We start from the raw sequence: 19090 nt of genomic DNA on the forward strand, positions 1-19090 counted from the left end.
CCCGAAAGGCCTTACCGCTCGACTTGCATGTGTTAAGCACGCCGCCAGCGTTCGTCCTGAGCCAGGATCAAACTCTCCGTAAAAGACCTGCGAAACAACGATCCCCAAAGGAACCGCGAATCAGTCAAAGACATCAAGTCAAATCACTAGCAGAAAAACTCAACTAGCATTTCAAACAACACCCGACAACAACCACCACAAGCGGATGGCTGATACATCGAATGCTTTCACCAAAACAAAATATTTCGGCACTGACATTCATCGACACACTGTTGAGTTCTCAAAGAACACGCACACACTCTCGACCCACAGACACACAGTCCGTCGGCCTCAAGGGCAACTGTTCCAGCCTATCCCAGCTTGGTCTCGGACACAAGGCCCGACTCTTGGGGGATAAAACCTGTCAAGCCACACGTCCAACCTCGTTCACCCTGTCCGTGAAGACCGGGTCGGTGTCCGTCGCTCTGACTCGACAAAAGTTACGCCACCAACCACACCAACGCAAATCGCCTGCTCAGCGGCGGTCATCCGTCGCTGAGCCACAATTCAGCAGTCCTCGAGACCACTTCTCGGCGACTCAGCTCAGCAATGCGTCCCGCGCGAACCTGCGAGACCAGCTCGGCGAGTCCGATACCTCTTGACGGAAATAGAACCGCGGACCGTGGGCACCGATGAGATCGAGGAAGCTCACCGTGGCCTGCGCCGCGAACTGAGCGTCGAACACACCGGAATCTTCACTCGCCCAACCCAATTCAGCGACAGTCTCGATCAACATCTCGTTGCGATGCGTCGCAGATGCCGATGCCGCGAGGGAGATCAGGAACAGAGTCGCTGCGTCGGTCTCGTACGACTCCTTTCCCAGAGGAAGTCGCGACGCCGCATGCCGCCACATGCCGACCGGGTCTTCGGCCAACGCCGCTCCGAGCTTGGTGCGCAGCAACCTGCCCTTCGATGTGCGGGTCAACCCGAGGTGCCGCGCCGCGTCGCGCAGATCGCTGATCTGATGGTGGTCGATCTCGCGATTGCTCGGCCCTACCCACCCCAGACCCCAGTCGAGCTCTTCACGAATCGCCGCTACGAACGCGGGCTTGAGGTAGCCGGCACCGGTCAGCTCTGCTCCGTCGTCACCGATTCTGTCCAGAAACCACGTGAACTTGGCCATCGCCACCTCTGCGACGGGCAGATCGACCGAACTCTCGATGGTGAGTTCGCATCGCGGAAGCAACGCCATCAGTGACGGCACCTCCGTAGGTCGCACCCGGTCGAACAGCTTTCCGATGGCCGGGGCCGCGGCCACCGCTTCGGCGAGCACCGAACGCCCTACGTCGAACGAGTGCAGCACCGCGTTGACCGCATCGACGTCGAATCGAGCAGGGTCGAAGCCCGCGCCCCATCGCGCGATGAGCGCCGCGTGCTCGGGATCGGACGTATCGGCGGCAATCTCGAGCGACTGGGCGTACCGCGAAGGCCCGCCGGACTCCTCGGGTGGGCAGGCGCGCGCCCCGTCGAGGCAAACGGATCGGAGGTCGTCGATATCGGAATCGATCTGCTCCAGATAGATCGTGTGTGTCCATCCGTCACCGAAGTCGTACTCGTACGTCATCGTGGAACCCGGCGCAGTCAGTACGTCGTCGACCCGCACTCGCTCCTCGCTCGACGCGTCGTCGTCCGGTTCGTCGTCGAGGGTTTCCTCCATCTCGAATCGACGCGTGGCACCGGCGGTCCTGACGCTGAACGCATGCAGGTGCCGGTCCTCCCATCCGAGGGCGCTCTGCAGAACCGCGTGCAGCTCGGACAGCAGCAGGTCCGAGCGCACCCGCACCCGACGCCAAATCTGTGGCCGAGTGTGATCCACGGTCACCCGAAGCACCAGGTTCACCAAGCGTCGCCGAGTGGCATCCGTCGCGCTGTCGTCGGCCGGTTCGTCGGTGTCGGACAAATTCGGCACCACCGACAGGTGCCGGACGCGACCGGTTCTCATCGACATGGAAAGGACCCTAGTCGGACCTGCGCGTCGGACACAGGGACTCGCGGTCTTCTACGTACTCGTGGTCAGCCCCTCGTTGATCGCGGCGACGTCGAAGGCCAACGCATCGACCTGCGACGCCAACGTCGTCACCGTCAACTGCACGAGGTATTGAGTATCGACGCCTACCACCACATACCGCGTCGTCACGGCGGCTTCGAGTTGCTGCGCAACGTACGTACCCCGAATGAATCGCGACGGCCAGCCGAGCCACGACGCTGTACTCGCCTCGCGCTCCACCCATCCGGGCATCGCACGTCCGTCGCCGAAACCCAATGCCATCAACGCTTCCGGGTCGATCGTGCGCGACAACGCACCGACCAGAAGCACCGCGTTGGGCGCGAACCCGTTCTCCACGAGGTTCGGTTCCACGATCACCTGGGTCGCCCCTGGGAACTGTGCGGGATCGAGCGTCTGCCATCCCGCAGGAATCGGTACGGTGATGCCGAGCTCGGCCGCCGCGGCACCGTCGAGCGGCGTCACCCGCAGCGCGTGTGCATTCAGGTACTCGGCGATCGTGGTGGGCTCGGACGATTCCGTCGACAGGGCGTCGTTCACAGCAATGCCTTTCGTGGTGCACGATTCACTGACACGCCAGAGGTTACCCGCGCCGGTCCGCTCGTCAGCAGATCCTAGAGGCAGTGACCGGCAGGGAGCTGGTTGCTGTGCGACTCCAACCAGCTGCCGACCGCGTCGAGCATTGCTGTTCCGTCGGTGAACGAACCCGAATTCGGTTGCGCCGCAATCGCCACGCCGACTCGACCGGCAACAGTGGTGACGATACCGACCTGTCGGACGTCGTAACCGCCTCGAACGCTCGGCCCCCAGCCGCCTTTGAACGCAGCATCGGACATCTTCGCCAGGCCCCACTGCTGCTCGGGCGCAACACTGTTCATCATTTCGACCACCGGTGCGGCATCCGGGATGCACGACAGGCCCGCCGCGAACGTTGCTTGATCCTGCGTCGACCACTCGGTCTGTCCGAATGCGCTGAATTCAGGACGAATCCGCTCCCTCTGCACCGCAGTGGCCGCGTCACCGCCCTGCCGCAGAACCGCTTCGACTGCGCCACCTGCGGCAGCGGAATCCCCGAGCGAACCCCACAGATTCTCGGCTGCTGCGTTGTCGGAGCTTTCGATGGCGGCGGTGGCGTCGGCAAACACCGCGTCCGCGCCGCGACGAATTGCGGCTAGGGCCAGTGGCACTTTGACCGTCGACCACGCCGAACCGGAAGTCCAGGTGCCGAGCACTGTCGGCGGGCCACCGCCGACGGGAACCAGAGCGAGGCCGATGGGCCCACCCGCCGTCGACTCGAGTGCGCCGAACTCCGCGGCCAGATCCTCTGCCGGCAGCGCCTCGACAGGAGGCGCAGTGGTCCATATTTCGGCATCGGACGTCGGTGGAAACACCGGTGGCACAGGAGCAGCCGATGTTTCGGACACCAGGGGCGCTTCGGACGCGGGGCCGTCGTCGGTGGCGATGGTGCAGCCGGACACCAGAGCACAGAGCGCGAGAGCCACCGCTCCGACTCGTCCGACGCGGCGCGCCGAACTAGAAGAGGTAGACAACGGCGTTCTCGCCACCGGTACACGTCACCAACTGCGCAGACGAGACGCAATTCATGTCGTACCGCTTGCCGGTGACCGGGCTGCTGGCCACCACGGTCCTCGAATTCCGATCCGAACCGGCCCTGGTGTAGGCCAACCGAACTTCCTCGGCGAACGGGCACGACGTAACCGTCGACCCCACCGCCGAGCCTCGAAGTCCGCTGCTCGACGCCACGGTCGCCGGGCAGGTCTGCGCGCCCGCAGGCAGAGTGGCCGGGCCAGGCTCCGGTGAGTTCTCGGCAGTCGGTGCGGTTTCACCGCCTGGAACACCGCCGTCGGACACTGCCGAGGACGCTGCAGCACCCGACGCCACCGCCGGAGTTGCGTCGTCGCGCAGCATGAACCACCCGAACACGCCGCCGAGAATCACTGCGACCACAGTCAGAACGGCCACCACGATCCAGATGCCACCGTTCCCATTCTTCGGGGGCCCAGGTGGAGGCGAACCAGGGAAGCCACCGGTGCCGAACACCGGCGGCCGGGGAACCGCGCCGTACCCACTCGGCTGTGCCGTCGCGGGAGAATGCGGCGCACCAGGACCGGACGAAGGCGGTGGAAGGACTCGATCGGATGGATTCGGCTGCGCGCCGTACTGTCCGTACGCGCGCTGCGAGGGGTCGCCCGAATCTGGATAGCTCACTGGTGTCCTTCTGCCGATGATGGGGCCAGCCTCTCATACAGCGTCGCGACGAGCAGACCGGACGTTACAGTTTCATTCGGCGCGCGGTGAGCTCCTCGAGATAGCGCGCAACCGCGTCGTCGTCGTTGGATTCGAGGACTCGATCGACGACGGATCGCACGGGCTCCGCGGCATTCGACGGACACAACGCCGTACCCGCCCAGGTGAGCATCGGCAGATCGTTGCGCGCATCCCCCACTGCCGCAACCGAACCGGCAGATATCCCCCACTGCTCGCACAACTCCTGCAGCGCACTGGCCTTCGAGACTCCCGCCGCGGACATCTCGATGTACGGGGCACCGGAGTGCGTCAACTCCACTCCGTCCACCCCCGCCGCAGCAACGATCTCGTACAACTCCTCACTCGTCGTATCACTGTGCCGGGCAACGATTTTGACGGTCGGCTCGACGTCGATCGACAAGCCGTGCTCCGACAGCTCCATCTCGTGCGGCTGCCGGTGATGGTCTGCGAACACGCACAGCTCGGCGTACCGAGCCTCGGCCACGAATCGCGTGGCACCGACGGTTGCGAAGGCAACTCCGGGGACGAGTGAGCGCACGAACGACTTGGCCGACGCCACCGTCTCGGCCGGTACCGACCTGGTGCCGACGATCGCCGGGGAGCCGTCGGACAGATCGAGGACCACAGCCCCGTTGGCACCGATCGCCGTGCCGCGAAATCCGCACGACGCAGCGAGTTCGTCGATGGAGTGGCGCGCGCGAGCGGTGGCCCACACCACCCTGATTCCGGCTGCGTCGGCGGCAGCCATCGCGGCGGCCGTTCGCGCCGACACAGTTCGGTCCGAACGCAGCAGGGTGCCGTCGAGATCGGTTGCGACAACGACGACCTCTTCGGTTCTCTTCACCCCACCGATACTGCCAGGCATCGCGCGCTCAGCCGGCGACCAACGTCAGAACGGAAATCTCACTGGGCGCGAACACCCGGAAAGGCGGGCCCCAGAAACCCGATCCGCGACTGGTGTAGAGCTGAGTTCGCGCACCGTGTCTGCTCAGACCGTGCACCACCGGTTGGTCGAGACGAACCAAAGCCGAGAACGGCCAGATCTGACCACCGTGCGTGTGCCCGGAGACCTGCAGATCGACGCCGGCCTCGACAGCGTCGCCGATCTGTTTAGGCTGATGCGCCAGCAACAGCACGGGCATCGACGGATCGGTTCCGGCAAGGGCGCGAGCGAGATCCGCCCCGTGACCGGGCGCACCCGAGCCGGCGGCAGTGGCGTCGTCGACGCCCGCGATGATCAATGCGTCGTCACCGCGATGCAGCACCACGTGGCGATTGTGCAAGGAGTTCCATCCGAGGTCCTCCATGTGATCGAGCCATTCCTGCGCCTGACCGAAGTATTCGTGGTTCCCGGTGACGTACACGCGGGCCGCGCTCGCGAGCATCGCCTCCAACGGCGCAGCCTGCGCTCGACGCCGATCGACCGAGCCGTCGGCGATATCTCCGACGTGGGCCAACACGTCCGGTTCGAGCGCATTGACGGCGGCGGTCAAACGATGCGACCACGTCGTTCGATCGAGCGGGCCGAAATGCGTGTCGGTCACGAGAACCACTCGTAGACCGTCGAATCGAGCCCCGAGCCGGTCGATCCTGACGGTCGTGTGTCGCACTCGGGGCGTTCTCATCGCCTCGTAATGGCCCCACAGAGCGAGGACGACCACGACGATCAGCGTTGTCACCGAGACGATCCGTGACCGAAGAGGGTCGTCTACCCCAGCCACCCACAGACCGAGCCGCAGCAGCAGCGAGAGTGCCGACCACACGAACGCGATCCAAGCCAAGCCCAACAGCACATCTCCGATGCGCGCCCACACGTCCTTGGAGACCCCCTCTGCACTCGGCCGGTGACCCAGATACATCGCTGCAGGCAGTGCCACGAATGCCGCGACCGCAACCGCAGAGCCGACCGACTGTGCAGCCGCAGGTCACTGCGCGCCCGCGAACACGACAGTCCAGGCAGGCAGGCCGACAAGCGCAGCGCAGACCACGAGAACAACGGTCGGAACGACAACCCGCCGAGATCGCGGTCGCGTCGAACCGTCCGGGGAGACCGACTGTTCCGGGCGCTGCGTCTGTCGATCTGTCATCGGCGTCGAACCCTCTTCACTCGTACGTGCGCAATCCGAGGCCAAGACTACGTCGGCTTCGGATGGTTCGGCGCGGGCACCGAGCCTGCCCGCCGGGAGCTACGGCCGACGGCGGGTTGTGTATCCGCGAAGTCCGTTGAGCGGCAATTCGTGTTCTGCGATGTCCTCGTCCTCGGGTACCTCGAGGCCGCTCGGCTCGGCATCATCGGTCGTTTTTTCCGTCGAATCGCCCTGCGTCTCGACCGGATCGGCTCCATCGAGCTCGGCCGACTCAACGCTTGCCGCGGCCTCGTCCTGAGCGGCCGGCTCGTCCTGTGCGACCGGCTCTTCCTGTGCGACCGGCTCTTCGGCGTCCCCGACCCGGTCCGTGGCCGATGTCGTGCTGTTCGTGGTTTCACCGATCTCGGTGGTCGAATGGCTCGATGCCGAGGACTCGATCGGCCGAGCGGTGCCATGGGAACCGTCGGACTCCCCGGTACCTGATCCGTGGGCAGCACCGGCACCGTTGGCACCTCCGGAGCCGTTGACACGACCGGCACCGTTAATAGCAGACGCACCGTTCGTCATTCCCGAACCGTTGGTCGGTCGCGAAAAGTTCTGGACTCCCGCTCCGTCGGTGCTTCCGGAACCGTTGGTTGTCGTCGGTGCCGATCCTTCGCGGTCGGCTCCGCGAGCTTGCGACGCGGACGGCTCCTCGGTGGGAATGTCGATGCGCGGCATGGTCCACAGAGACAGCACCGACTCGTGGCGCGCGGGTGAGTCTGCGTGCGTGGACGTCTCGAAGACGCCGGAATCGTCGAACTGCGAGGACTCGAGTGGAACCGGGGTCCAGGACTCGTCCGAGCTCTCGAGACCCTCCACGACAACGCTGTTCGGCTTGATTCCCAGATGGGCCAACGTGGCCCAGAGGCTTTCCAGCGCCGCCTCGCGGTCCAGGTAGTACTCGGATTCACGCACCCGCCAGAACGTCCAACCGCACCTTTTGAGCTCCTGCTCACGCTGCAGATCCGCCAACCGCTGAGCGGGGGTCGACAGGAACGTGTCGCCGTCGCACTCGACGGCGAGCCGCGAGGAGTCTCCGGTGACGACCAGGGCGAGACGCCTGTTGTTCACCTCGACACCGGGATTGACGTGAAAACCTCTCTCGACGAGGTCGTTCCACAGCTGCTGCTCGAGCAGCGTCTCGAAGGGGGCCTTCCGGACCTCGCGCGAGACACCGACCGGCATGGGATCGGCCGGAGCGGGCGAGACGGAGGTGACGTAACTCAGCAACGAGTTGCGCAGGTCCGCTCGCTTGAGACGATCGACCGTGACCGAGTGGAAGAGCCACAGCTGATCCTGTGCCCGCGACGCTGCCACGTTGAACCGCCGCTTGTACTGATTGGCGGTGAGGGTGGCGAAATTCTGATCGGGTGCCACCACCATCGACAGGAACACGACGTTTCGTTCGTCGCCCTGGAAGTCCGGCGGCGTACCGACGCGAAGTCGACGCTGCTCCCACTGCTCGATACCGATCCGCTTGATCAACTCGTTGCGAATCTCGTCGACCTGCGATTGGCCCTGCAGCACAACCACTCCGAAGGTCAGGTTGTCGTACGCTGAGTCTTCGAGGCACTCGGCGATCTGGTCGGCGATCGCGATGGCCTCGGTCCGGTTGACCAGTGACGCGTTCTTTCCGGTCACCGTCGCTCCGCGAACGTACGTGTGCCGCAGCGGCGGTAGTCGATCCGCGCCGAACTGCCGCACGGGAACGAGCGGGGAATCTCCGTAGAACTGCTGACTCGACCAGTTGATGATCTCCGGCATCGAACGGAAGTGCTCACGCAGCCGCACCATCTGACCGAACCGGGTGCGCAGCATCGAGAACAGGCTCGACCTCGGGGTCAGCGTCGCACGCACGTGTTCCGGTAGATCGGGCAAGTAGACGTCCAACCGATCGAACACGTCCTCGAGTGTGCCGGTCTGTGGAACATCGGCCGGCGCGCACTGCCTGTCGTCGCCCACCACGATCACCCGGGGTGCGAGATACAGCAGGAAGAGACTGGTGATGTCGGCCTGACTCGCCTCGTCGACGATGACGACGTCGAAACTGCCCGGCACCGGCGGGATGGACGCGAGCACCTGCGAGAGTGGCATGACCCAGGCGGGCACGGCACTCTGCGCCTCACGCATCGCCGATCGTGCTGCACTGCGGTAGGTTTCGGCGTACTTACCGGCTCCCGAGCCGATGCTGGAGATGTGCTCGCGATAGGTCTGCAGCGCCCGCACCTCGACGGCCGTCATTCGCTCGAGACTGTTACACCAGGCACTGGCAGCGGCGAGACGTGTTGTGAGGTAAGCGATGTCGGTATCCGCAGCGGCCAACTCCGCCTCGAGTTGCTGCTCGAGGCCGCCGTGGTGCTGCTCGCCGACCCACTCGCGTGCCCGACGCCACGCCCAGGCCTTGGACATCTGCCAGCTCAGCTCGTCCCATTCGACATCACCGGCGGTGTCCCTGACCAAGTCGAACAACGCGGGTGCGACCTCGGACAGCGACGCCGACATCGATTCGAGCAGCAGTTGATCCTCCTGCTCGGAACACGCTTGCGAGTACGCCGCAACGGCGGCAGCCAGTTCCAACGGATCCGCGGTGCTCAACGCACTCACCAGATTCGAGCCCTCGGGCGACGGCCCGGCGTCGATACGAGTGGCAACCGCGAACTGCAGGGCGTCGAGCTCGGCGCGTGCGGCATCGATGTCGATACGCGTGGCGATGGCGTCGGCGGCCCCGGCGACTTCCCGGGCGTCGGCCAGGCTCCGAATCCACGGTGCCGCAGGCGAAATGGTGTACAGCCGGTGCACAAGGGCGTCGCGGGCAGCGACGACTGCAGACACCAGACCCAGCCTGTCGGCAATCCGCGCCACGTTGTTGACGCGAATCGACCGTGTGCCGTCGAGCGGAACGATGATCGCGAGGTCGGCCAGCAGCACCGCTGCGGTCTGCACGGTCTCGAGCGCGCGAATATGTTCGGCCACCAGACGCGCAGCCATCGCCGTCGTCGCAGGTTGCCCGTCGACGGTAGCGACGATATCGAGTGCCTCGACGGCCTTCTGCTCCTCGCTGCGACGGAACCGGGGCTTCCACTCGATACCCGACTCCAACGCGCCGGCGAACGCATCCATCGCCGTGAGTGCCGCCGGTGAGCTCGTCGAGCACTGCACGTCGTGCGCACCGACATAGCGATCGGACGCAGCGGCCGTGTCAACCATCGCGTCGATTCCGCTGACCCGAGACCACAGGTGGGCGGCCTCGCCGGACAGCACGGAATCGGTGAGGCGTAGGTACGAGCTGTCGAGTTCGACGACCGCTCGCACCCGAGCGGCGAGCTCCTCGCACAGTTGCCTGATCTCCGAGGCCACGGCGGGTTCCACGCCGTCGAGCAACGACACGAGCTCGGCGGCCTGGGGCGAGGAAGCGTCGATGCGCGCACCTGCGCGCTGGCAGAGCGATGCCAGTTCGGCCGAGTTCGGCAGCATGGTCTCGGGACGCGGCAGCACCTGACGCGAGCGAAGCTCTCGAGTCCCGTCGGAGCCGGCGATGAGCTTACGAAGCTGATCGACCTGGGCACCGTCGAGAGGTGGTCGATCGGCGAACAGTGGGCCGGGCAGCCACTCGTGGGCACCTTCGGCGGCCTTGACCTTGCGCACGATGGACGACACCGTGCCGTCGTATCCATCGGAAACGTATTCGTGCACAACAGTTTCGGACTCGCGGAGCGCGCTGACACGATCGAGCAACTCGGCCCGCCCGGCCAGAGCCGCCGCGCGCTGCGTCGTCAGTGCCTCGATCTTCTGCACCTCGCTGGCCTCGTCGAAGGAGGTCTTGCGCTCGGCGATCTTCGCGACGCTGCGGTTGAGCTCGTCGGAACCACCGCGGGAGAGGTCGGTGATGGATACGCAGAGCTCCTGCAGCTCCGGCGGGAGCTTGTCCCGCAGCACGCGCAAAGCTTGTGACTTTTCACTAGTGACCAGAACCCGTTGACCGCGCGCAAGGAGCCCGGACATGAGGTTGGCGATCGTGTGAGTCTTGCCCGTTCCGGGCGGTCCTTCGACCACGACGCCGCTGTCACGCCCCAGCCGTTCGATGATCTGCGACTGCTCGGCGTTGGCCGGCAACGGAAACAGCGGGTCCTCCGCCAGTGCCGCGGACTCCCCCGCTCCCGTGCGTTCGAGCCACGCGATCCGATCGGCCGGCTCGATGGCATCGACCAGTTGAGCGAGCCCGAGCGGTACCGGAGAGTCGGCGAACTCGAGGTCGGCGATCATCTGCTCGTAGTACTCGACCAGTGCGAACGAGTCCCGAACGCGGAGAACGAGGGCAGGTGAGACGGTGAGCGTGCGGTCGTCGTCGATGTAGGCGAGTGCCCCGGGCGGCCCGAGACGATCGAGTACCTCGATCTCGTGCCGCGGCACCCGCGACGCCCAGTTCCTCAAGAACTGTTCGACGCCTGCCCCGATGGGTGAGGTGACGGTGTCGTGCAGTTCCTGTGCCAAGGCGACCGAGCCGGAGGTGTCGAAATCGTCCGAGGCGGTCAGCAGCTGGCCGTCCTCGAGCCGCGCAGTGGTGCTCGCGGCGAGGCGAACCAGCAGATCACCGGTACGCACGTCGCGTTCGATACTGGCCGATTGCGTGATGAGGTGAGTGCGCACGCTGCGCTGCGGATCGGTGTTGCTCGAGGTCAGCAGCCCCGAGGCCACCACGAGTTCGATGGACTCGGGTCGCGATGCAAGCTCCTGCATCATCAGCTGCAGAGCCTGGTACAGAGCGGCCTGCGGACGCCGATCCCGATCCTCCTGCGCCCATTCCTTCCACGACTGCGAGTACTCCTCGAAGGCCTGCTTGATCTCGTAGGCCTTGCGGATGTCGAAGTCCGCATCGGACTCCTGCGCCTCCGCTCGACGACGAGACGTCACCGAGGATGCGTCGGCCAGCTCGAGTTCGCGATAGCGGCTGTCGGCAACGACCTGCGGGTCGAGCCAACCCGACAGCAGCGCCGGCGGCTCGGGCGGATCGTCGACCGCGATGCGCGGTGCACGGAGCACCACACCACCCTGCTTGGCGCGTGGGTCGAGCTGCATGGGAACGTCACCGGCATGGATCCATTCGACCTGCACGTGGTCGTCGAAGCGCAGCACCGGGTTCGAACGCGCCTCGACGATTTCGCGAAGAAAGCGCAGCAGGCGTTGAACCCTGCTCTTGAGCTCGTCGTCGTGTTCACGACCGGTAGCCGCTGCAGCCGTCACAGTTTCCCCACAAATACTCGAATGGTCGTCCGTTTCAGGGACGGTGTTTGCACACCCGGGCCAGACTAGCCGCTGGAAACCGGTTGTTCGTTGCGTCCTGAGCACACAAAATACGTTCTAGTGCTGGTTCACAAAGACCGACGTCGGTCGCTGGATCCCCCACAGCGACATACCCCGCAAGCCCACGGGTTCTCACCCGTCGAACACGACAGGAGCCGAATGCGCAACCTGGTCTACTACATCGCCGTCACCCTCGACGGGTTCATCGCGGCACCCGATGGCAGCTACGACTGTTTCGTGCCCGACGGCGATCATCTCGACGCCATCGTGGCCGAGCTGCCCGAGACGTTGCCGGTCCACGTTCGTGACATGTTCGGCCTGGACGGTCCACCCGCTCGGTTCGACACCCTCCTCATGGGCCGCGAGACGTTGCAGCCGGCGCTCGACGTGGGTATCACCAGCCCCTATCCCCACCTGCGCCAGTACGTCTTCTCGCGCACCCTCGCACCGTCGGACGACCCCACCCTCACCGTCGTGAACGAGGATCCGATCGGACTGGTCAGGAGCCTGAAGGCAGAGGATTCCGAGTACGACGTCTGGATCTGCGGAGGTGGAAACCTGGCGGGTCAACTGCTGCCCGAGATCGACGAGCTGTTCCTCAAGGTCAATCCCGTCGTGCTCGGCAGGGGCATCGGCCTGTTCTCATCGGGAATCGGCCCCGATCCGTTCCCCGCGGAGCGGTTCGAGCACCTCGAATCACGCCAGTTCGACAGCGGGGTGAGATTCTCCCGGTTCATCCGCCCGGACGCGCGCTGACGATGACGTATAAAGACTGAATGCCTGCCGCGCCGGAGCCAGACCGTGAGCTGCCGAATCGGGAGCTGCCGACCACCCCGCGCGGGCTGCGAACCCGTACCTCGCTCGTGGCCGCCGCGCGTCGCGTCTTCGAGGACAGCGGTTACCTCGACTCCCGGTTGATCGACATCACCCGCGCTGCTCGATGCTCCGCCGGCACCTTCTACACCTATTTCACCAGCAAGGAAGAGATCCTGGCCGCAGTGCTCGAGCAGGCCAGAGACGACATGCTGCATCCCGGAACCGAGCGAGTGAACCCGCACGACGATCCGGTTGCCGTGATCGCCGCGAGCAACCGTGCGTACTTCGAGGCATACCGCCGCAACGCGAAGCTGATGGCGCTGCTCGAGCAGGTCTCGAACATCGATCCCGAGTTCCGACGCCTCCGCCGCGAACGCGCCGATGCCTTCGTCAGGCGCAACGCCCGCAGCATCGAGAGCCTGCAGAGCCGCGGTCTGGCCGACGCGGAACTCGATCCCCTGCTCGCCTCGCGCGCACTGTCCTCGATGATCAGTCGGCTCGCGTTCAATCACTTCGTCGTCGACGCCGCAGACGGTCTCCCGCCCGCGGACTACGAGGATCTGCTCGCGACGGCGACGAGGCTGTGGGTCAACGCGCTGCGACTGCCACGGGCGAGCGAGGGCGACAGGTGAGGGAGACCGCACTCGGTGACGAGCGAACCAACTCGAGCCGATCGGCTCGAGTTGTACCCGTCAGTAATGTACTCGCCGGTAGCAACGAAAGTCGTCGAATGTCGAATTACGCCACGCGCCAACGCTACTCGCGAGTACGTTAGCGAGGTGAATAGAACCCGACAGCAACTTCGGAGCGAAATTGCTTGCCACAGAATATGATTCACTTGTTGGTGATCAATCACACTCACGCCGAACGCCGTTGGCGATGCACAGGGCCTCGTTACCGTTAGAATGAGCCGATCGGAGTGCCGCACGATGGACGAGAAATCGACATGCCCGGCACCAATCCACGTTCCATCGAGTGCACCGACGCGGTGCGCCCACACCGAGCGAAGAGAGATACGTTGTTCAAGCGGATTGCAGTAGTCAACCGAGGCGAGGCAGCAGTACGCCTGATCCGAGCCGTCCGAGAGCTCAACGCCGAACACGATTACGGCATCCGCACCGTAGCGCTGCACACCGAGGCGGAGAAGCGGGCCATGTTCGTCCGCCAGGCCGACGAAGCGGTCACGCTGCGCAAGCCTGCGAGCGGCTCGGCCTACCTCGACTACGGCGTCCTCGAGGCGGCGCTGGTCGAGTCCGGTGCCGACGCGGTGTGGGTCGGCTGGGGCTTCGTCGCCGAGGACCCGACGTTCGCCGACCTCGTCGCGCGCCTGAACATCACCTTCATCGGCCCGTCGGCCGACGCGATGCGCCTGCTCGGCGACAAGGTCGAGGCCAAGATCCTCGCCGAGAAGGTCGGCGTTCCCGTCGCACCGTGGTCCGGCGGACCCGTCGAAACCCGCGCCGACGCCAGGCGTCACGCAGCGGCGATCGGCTACCCGCTGATCATCAAGGCCCGCTCCGGCGGCGGCGGCCGCGGTATCCGCAAGGTCTTCCACGAGGACGAACTCGAACTGTCCCTCGAACGTACCCAGGGTGAGGCCGAGCGCTCGTTCGGCGACCCCGTCGTCTTCCTCGAACGGCTCGTCACCGATGCTCGCCACGTCGAGGTCCAGGTCATCGCCGACAGCCACGGCAACGTCTGGGCCCCGGGCGTGCGCGACTGCTCCATCCAGCGCCGCAACCAGAAGGTCATCGAGGAGTCCAGCTCCCCACTGCTCACCAAGGAGCAGGCCGACGAACTGCGCACCGCCTCGGCCGAGCTCGTCAAGGCCGCCGGCTACCAGGGCGCAGGCACCGTCGAGTACTTGTACCAGCCCGAGCAGAAGATCTTCACGTTCCTCGAGGTCAACACCCGCCTCCAGGTCGAGCACCCCATCACCGAATACACCACCGGCATCGACCTGGTGAAGCTGCAGATCCTCGTCGCCGACGGCCAGGCACTGCCCGGTGAATGCCCCACCGAGTTCGGCCACGCCGTCGAGGCTCGCCTCAACGCCGAGGACGCCGACAACGGCTTCGCTCCGGCTCCCGGCACCGTCGAGCTGCTCAAGTTCCCGCTCGGCACCGGCATCCGCGTCGACACCGGTATCGCGCAGGGCGACGTCATCCCGCCCGACTACGACTCGATGGTCGCCAAGGTCATCGCCTGGGGCCGCGACCGCAGCGAAGCGCTGGCGCGGTTGCGCAACGCGCTGCGTGAGACCACCGTCGTCATCGACGGCGGCACCACCACCAAATCGTTTCTGCTGAGCCTGCTCGACCGCGAGGAGGTCATCTCCGCCTCCGCCGACACCGGCTGGCTCGACCGCACCGAGGCCGGCTCTCAGGTGGGCCCGACCGCCGTCGCCGACATCGCCATCATCGCCGCGGCCATCGACGCCTACGACGCCGAGGAAGGCCGCGAGCGCACCGCGTTCCTCAGCTCCGCACGCGGCGGCCGGCCGCGCGCCACCCATGCCATCGGCCGCACGGTCGAGCTGAACTACCAGGGTCAGGCCTACAAGCTCGAGGTCGGCCAGACCGGCACGCACCGCTACAGCATCGACGGTGACGGCATCGGCGATCTGCAGGTCGACGTCGAACGCCTTGGCACCTACGAGAGCCGCCTCGTCATCGGCGACCGTCGCTACCAGGTGGTCACCGTCGCCGGAGCCGCGCACTTCCTCGTCGAGGTCGACGGCATCAGCCACCAGATCTCGCAGGACGAGACCGGGTTGGTCCGCGCACCGGCACCCGCCGTCGTCGTCGCCGTCCCGGTCGCCGTCGGCGACGAGGTCGAAGCGGGTCAGACTCTCGTCGTCCTCGAATCGATGAAGATGGAAACCGCCGTCCGGTCCCCCTACGCAGGCACCGTGCGTGAGGTACTGGCCTCGGTCAACGGCCAGGTCGACGCCGGAGCGGCACTGCTGCGCGTCGATCAGGCCGGTGAGCAGAAGGTCTCCGAGCAGGCACCGCGCGTGCAGTTCCGCGGTATCGACGATGCCGCACAGCGTTCGCCGCAGCGTCGGGCACTGGACCGACTCGACGAACTCGCCGCACTCATCACCGGTTTCGACGTCAGCGGAGCCCGAGCGCGAAACCTGTTGTCCACCTATGAGACTCTGCGTGCCGACGTGCCGCGCAACGATTCGGGTCTGGTCTCGGCCGAGCTGGATCTGCTCAACACGTTCGCCGACATCTGCGAGCTCTCTCGCAACAGGCCGACGATGGACGAGGAAAGCAACGACGAGCGCGTCCACTCCCCTCGTGAGCACTTCCACTCGTTCCTGCACTCCCTCGACGCAGACGTTCAGGGTCTCCCGGATTCGTTCCGCGCCAAGCTCACTCGCGCACTCGCGCATTACGATGCCGCCATCGACGAGGGTCGTACCCCCGAACTCGAAGAGGCCGTCTACCGCGTCTTCCTCGCTCTGCAGCGTATGGAGAACCAGGTTCCGGTCATCGCGGCGCTGCTCGGCCACTGGCTCAGCGACTGCTCCGCGCAGCCCGAAGCCACCCCGGCCATGGCCGAGGTACTCGAGCGCCTCATCGGTGCCACCCAGGCACGCTACCCCGTCATCGGCGATGTGGCTCGCAACCTGCGCTTCCGGCTGTTCGACGAGCCGCAGATCCGCAGTGCACGCGAGAAGATCTACGACGGCGTCCGTGGCAGCCTGCAGTACCTCGCCGAGAACCCCGACGCCGCCGACTACTCGGCCCGCATCGCAGCTCTGGTCTCCACCCCGGAACCGTTGATCGAGCTACTGGCACAACGGATCACCGATCCCGGTGCCCTGCTCGAAGTGATCACCCGTCAGTACTACGAGATCCGCACCCTCGAAGACGTCAAGGCCTTCGACCGCGACGGCAAGCACTTCGTCACCGGCAACTTCGAGCTCTCGGGCGAACGGCTGCACCTGGTATCGACCGCAACCGATTTCGACTCGCTCGCAGCAACTCTGGATTCGGTCGACGACATCGCCGGACCGGCACCGGAGAACCTGGCGGTCGATCTCTACCTGTCCTGGCCAGACGCTCCGACCGACGGCGACGAACTCTCGGCCCAGCTCCAAGCCGTGCTGGCTGCCCACTCGGGCACGGGCCACTGGCGCCGCGTGACGGTGACCGCTTTCGGTTCCGACACCCGCAAGATGACCTACCGTCGCACCACGGCCGAAGGATCCGAGCCTCTCGCCGAGGACACGATCATTCGAGACATGCACCCGCTGACCGGTCAGCGACTCGACCTGTGGCGACTGAAGAACTTCGACGGTGTCCGGTTGCCCGCCAGCGCCGGAACGTACCTGTTTCACCTGACGTCGAAGGCCAACCCCTCCGACGAGCGCCTCGTCGCACTCGCCGAGATCCGCGGCGTCACAACACAGTTGGACGACGCCGGAAACATCGTCGCGGTACCGGAAATCGAACGCACCGTTGCCGCCTGCCTCGACGGCATCCGCCGCGCTCAGGCCGGCCGCGGCAAGAAGCGCCTCGACGCCAACCGCGTCGTGCTCTATGTCTGGCCCGTCTTGAACGTGCCCGCCGACCGCATCGCCACCATCGCGCGGCACATCGCGCCGCTGACGATCGGCGCGGGCCTCGAGGAGATCACCCTCATCGCGCGTCTGGCCGAGACTCCGGGCGCGACACCGCGCGAGGTCGCGTTGCGCCTGTCGTACCGTTCCGGTGCAGGCATCGTGGCCAAGGTGACCCCGCCGCCGACCGAGCCGATGCGTCCACTCGACGAGTACACCCAGAAGGTGCAACGCTCGCAGGCCCGCGGCACCGTGTACCCGTACGAGCTGATCCCGTTGCTGAGCAGCAACGGTGGCACGTTCACCGAGTACGACTTCGACGCCGACGGCGTGCTCGCCCCGGTCGATCGTCCCTACGGCCGCAACGCCGCAGGCGTCATCGTCGGTGTGGCCACCACACCGACCGCCAAGTACCCCGAGGGCATCACCCGCGTGGCACTGTTCGGCGACCCGACCAAGGCACTGGGCACCGTCGCCGAGGCCGAGTGCTCGCGGATCGTCGCTGCCATCGACCTCGCCGAGCAGCTGGGCGCACCCGTCGAGTGGTTCGCATTGTCCTCCGGTGCAACGATTTCCATGGAATCGGGCACCGAGAACATGGACTGGGTCTCACGCGGCCTGCGTCGCATCATCACCTTCACTCAGGCCGGCGGTGAGATCAACATCGTCGTCGCAGGCATCAACGTCGGCGCGCAGCCGTACTGGAACGCCGAAGCCACGATGCTCACCCACACCAAGGGCATCCTGGTGATGACCCCCGACAGTGCCATGGTGCTCACCGGAAAGCAGTCCCTGGACTACTCCGGCGGCGTCTCGGCCGAGGACAACTTCGGCATCGGCGGCTACGACCGCGTCATGGGCCCCAACGGCCAGGCGCAGTACTGGGCACCGAACCTGCGGGCCGCGTGCGACATCCTGTTCGCGCACTACGACCACGCGTATGCCGCACCGGGAGAACGCTTCCCGCGTCGAGCAGCCACCGCAGACCCGACCGAACGCGACGTGCGTACCTACCCGCACGTGCACCCGTCGAGCGACTTCACCACCGTCGGCGACATCTTCTCCTCGGTCACCAACCCGGACCGCAAGAAGCCGTTCGACATTCGCACCGTGATGCGCGCCGTGGTGGACCAGGATCACTCGGTGCTCGAGCGTTGGGCCGACATGGCCGACGCCGATACCTCCGTGGTGTTCGACGCCCACCTCGCCGGAATCCCGGTGTCCGTCATCGGTATCGAGTCGCGAGCCATCCCCCGTAAGGGCTGGTTCCCGTCCGACGGCCCCGATCAGTGGACCTCGGGCACCCTGTTCCCGAACTCGTCGAAGAAGACAGCACGTGCCATCAACGCCGCCAGCGGAAGCCGGCCGATCGTGGTGCTGGCCAACCTCTCCGGCTTCGACGGATCACCGGAATCGCTGCGCAACATCCAGCTCGAATACGGTGCCGAGATCGGCCGCGCCATCGTCAACTTCGATGGACCGGTCGTGTTCTGTGTCGTATCGCGCTACCACGGAGGCGCTTTCGTGGTGTTCTCCGGAGCGCTCAACGACAACATGGAGGTCCTCGCAGTGGAGGGCTCCTTCGCCTCCGTGCTCGGCGGTGCCCCGGCCGCAGCTGTGGTGTTCACCCGCGACGTCAACGCCCGCACCGCAGCGGATCCGACCGTCAAGGAACTCGAGACTGCGCTGAACAACGCCTCGGACGATGCCACCCGCTCGGCCCTGCGCGTCGAACTGGCCACCGTGCGAGCGAACGCACGCAACGCCAAACTGGGTGAAGTGGCAGCCGAATTCGAGGCCATCCACAACATCCAGCGAGCACAGAACGTCGGATCGGTGCACCACATCGTCCCCGCCGCCGAACTGCGCCCGCAACTGGTCGCCGCCATCGAACGCGGAATGGCGCGGTCGCTGGCCAAGTAGGGCTTGGGCTCACTC

At 65.7% G+C, this 19090-nt stretch carries 10 protein-coding genes and 1 rRNA gene; 3 read left to right on the top strand and 8 right to left on the bottom strand.

Annotated features, from left to right (window positions below; genetic code table 11):
• The 8 genes from CH256_RS10545 to CH256_RS10580 all read right to left on the bottom strand — a co-directional run.
• A 16S ribosomal RNA gene (locus CH256_RS10545) occupies positions 1-83 on the bottom strand; the annotation flags it as partial.
• A 494-nt stretch (positions 84-577) separates the two neighbouring features.
• Positions 578-1987, bottom strand: coding sequence for a plasmid pRiA4b ORF-3 family protein (locus CH256_RS10550; protein ID WP_094669560.1), 1410 nt, complete (start codon positions 1985-1987; stop codon positions 578-580).
• Between the two features lie 51 nt (positions 1988-2038).
• Positions 2039-2584: an LpqN/LpqT family lipoprotein gene (locus CH256_RS10555; RefSeq protein ID WP_094669561.1), complete on the bottom strand. Its 546-nt coding sequence runs from the start codon at positions 2582-2584 to the stop codon at positions 2039-2041.
• 74 nt (positions 2585-2658) lie between these two features.
• A complete protein-coding gene (locus CH256_RS10560) occupies positions 2659-3546 on the bottom strand; it encodes a hypothetical protein (protein WP_094669562.1) in 888 nt (295 codons plus the stop codon).
• Positions 3547-3577: 31 nt separating this feature from the next.
• The gene (locus CH256_RS10565) at positions 3578-4027 is read right to left on the bottom strand and encodes a hypothetical protein (RefSeq protein WP_143536552.1); all 450 of its coding nucleotides are present in this window, start codon (positions 4025-4027) and stop codon (positions 3578-3580) included.
• 310 nt (positions 4028-4337) lie between these two features.
• On the bottom strand, positions 4338-5198 hold the full coding sequence (locus tag CH256_RS10570) for an HAD family hydrolase (RefSeq protein WP_094641372.1): 861 nt from the start codon (positions 5196-5198) through the stop codon (positions 4338-4340).
• Between the two features lie 7 nt (positions 5199-5205).
• Entirely contained in the window at positions 5206-6210 is a 1005-nt protein-coding gene (locus tag CH256_RS10575; RefSeq protein ID WP_306438710.1) for a metallophosphoesterase, read from the bottom strand.
• Between the two features lie 309 nt (positions 6211-6519).
• Complete coding sequence (locus tag CH256_RS10580; protein ID WP_094669564.1) at positions 6520-11703, bottom strand: AAA domain-containing protein; 5184 nt, start codon at positions 11701-11703, stop codon at positions 6520-6522.
• Between the two features lie 219 nt (positions 11704-11922).
• Between CH256_RS10580 and CH256_RS10585 the strand changes: the two genes are divergently transcribed.
• The 3 genes from CH256_RS10585 to CH256_RS10595 all read left to right on the top strand — a co-directional run bounded on the left by CH256_RS10585 (position 11923) and on the right by CH256_RS10595 (position 19075).
• Positions 11923-12519, top strand: a complete 597-nt coding sequence (locus tag CH256_RS10585) for a dihydrofolate reductase family protein (protein WP_094669565.1) — start codon at positions 11923-11925, stop codon at positions 12517-12519.
• A 20-nt stretch (positions 12520-12539) separates the two neighbouring features.
• A complete protein-coding gene (locus tag CH256_RS10590; protein WP_094669566.1) occupies positions 12540-13211 on the top strand; it encodes a TetR/AcrR family transcriptional regulator in 672 nt (223 codons plus the stop codon).
• A gap of 386 nt (positions 13212-13597) precedes the next feature.
• Entirely contained in the window at positions 13598-19075 is a 5478-nt protein-coding gene (locus tag CH256_RS10595; RefSeq protein ID WP_094669587.1) for an ATP-binding protein, read from the top strand.
• Positions 19076-19090 lie beyond the last annotated feature (15 nt).

Source organism: Rhodococcus sp. 05-2254-6, from assembly GCF_002258565.1.
Classification (GTDB): Bacteria; Actinomycetota; Actinomycetes; order Mycobacteriales; family Mycobacteriaceae; genus Rhodococcoides.

Bases quoted from the DNA above. Each gene is read 5' to 3' on its own strand.
- CH256_RS10550 (WP_094669560.1), bottom strand. From the start codon at position 1,987: ATGTCGATGAGAACCGGTCGCGTCCGGCACCTGTCGGTGGTGCCGAAT.
- CH256_RS10585 (WP_094669565.1), top strand. From the start codon at position 11,923: ATGCGCAACCTGGTCTACTACATCGCCGTCACCCTCGACGGGTTCATC.
- CH256_RS10570 (WP_094641372.1), bottom strand. From the start codon at position 5,198: ATGCCTGGCAGTATCGGTGGGGTGAAGAGAACCGAAGAGGTCGTCGTT.
- CH256_RS10590 (WP_094669566.1), top strand. From the start codon at position 12,540: ATGCCTGCCGCGCCGGAGCCAGACCGTGAGCTGCCGAATCGGGAGCTG.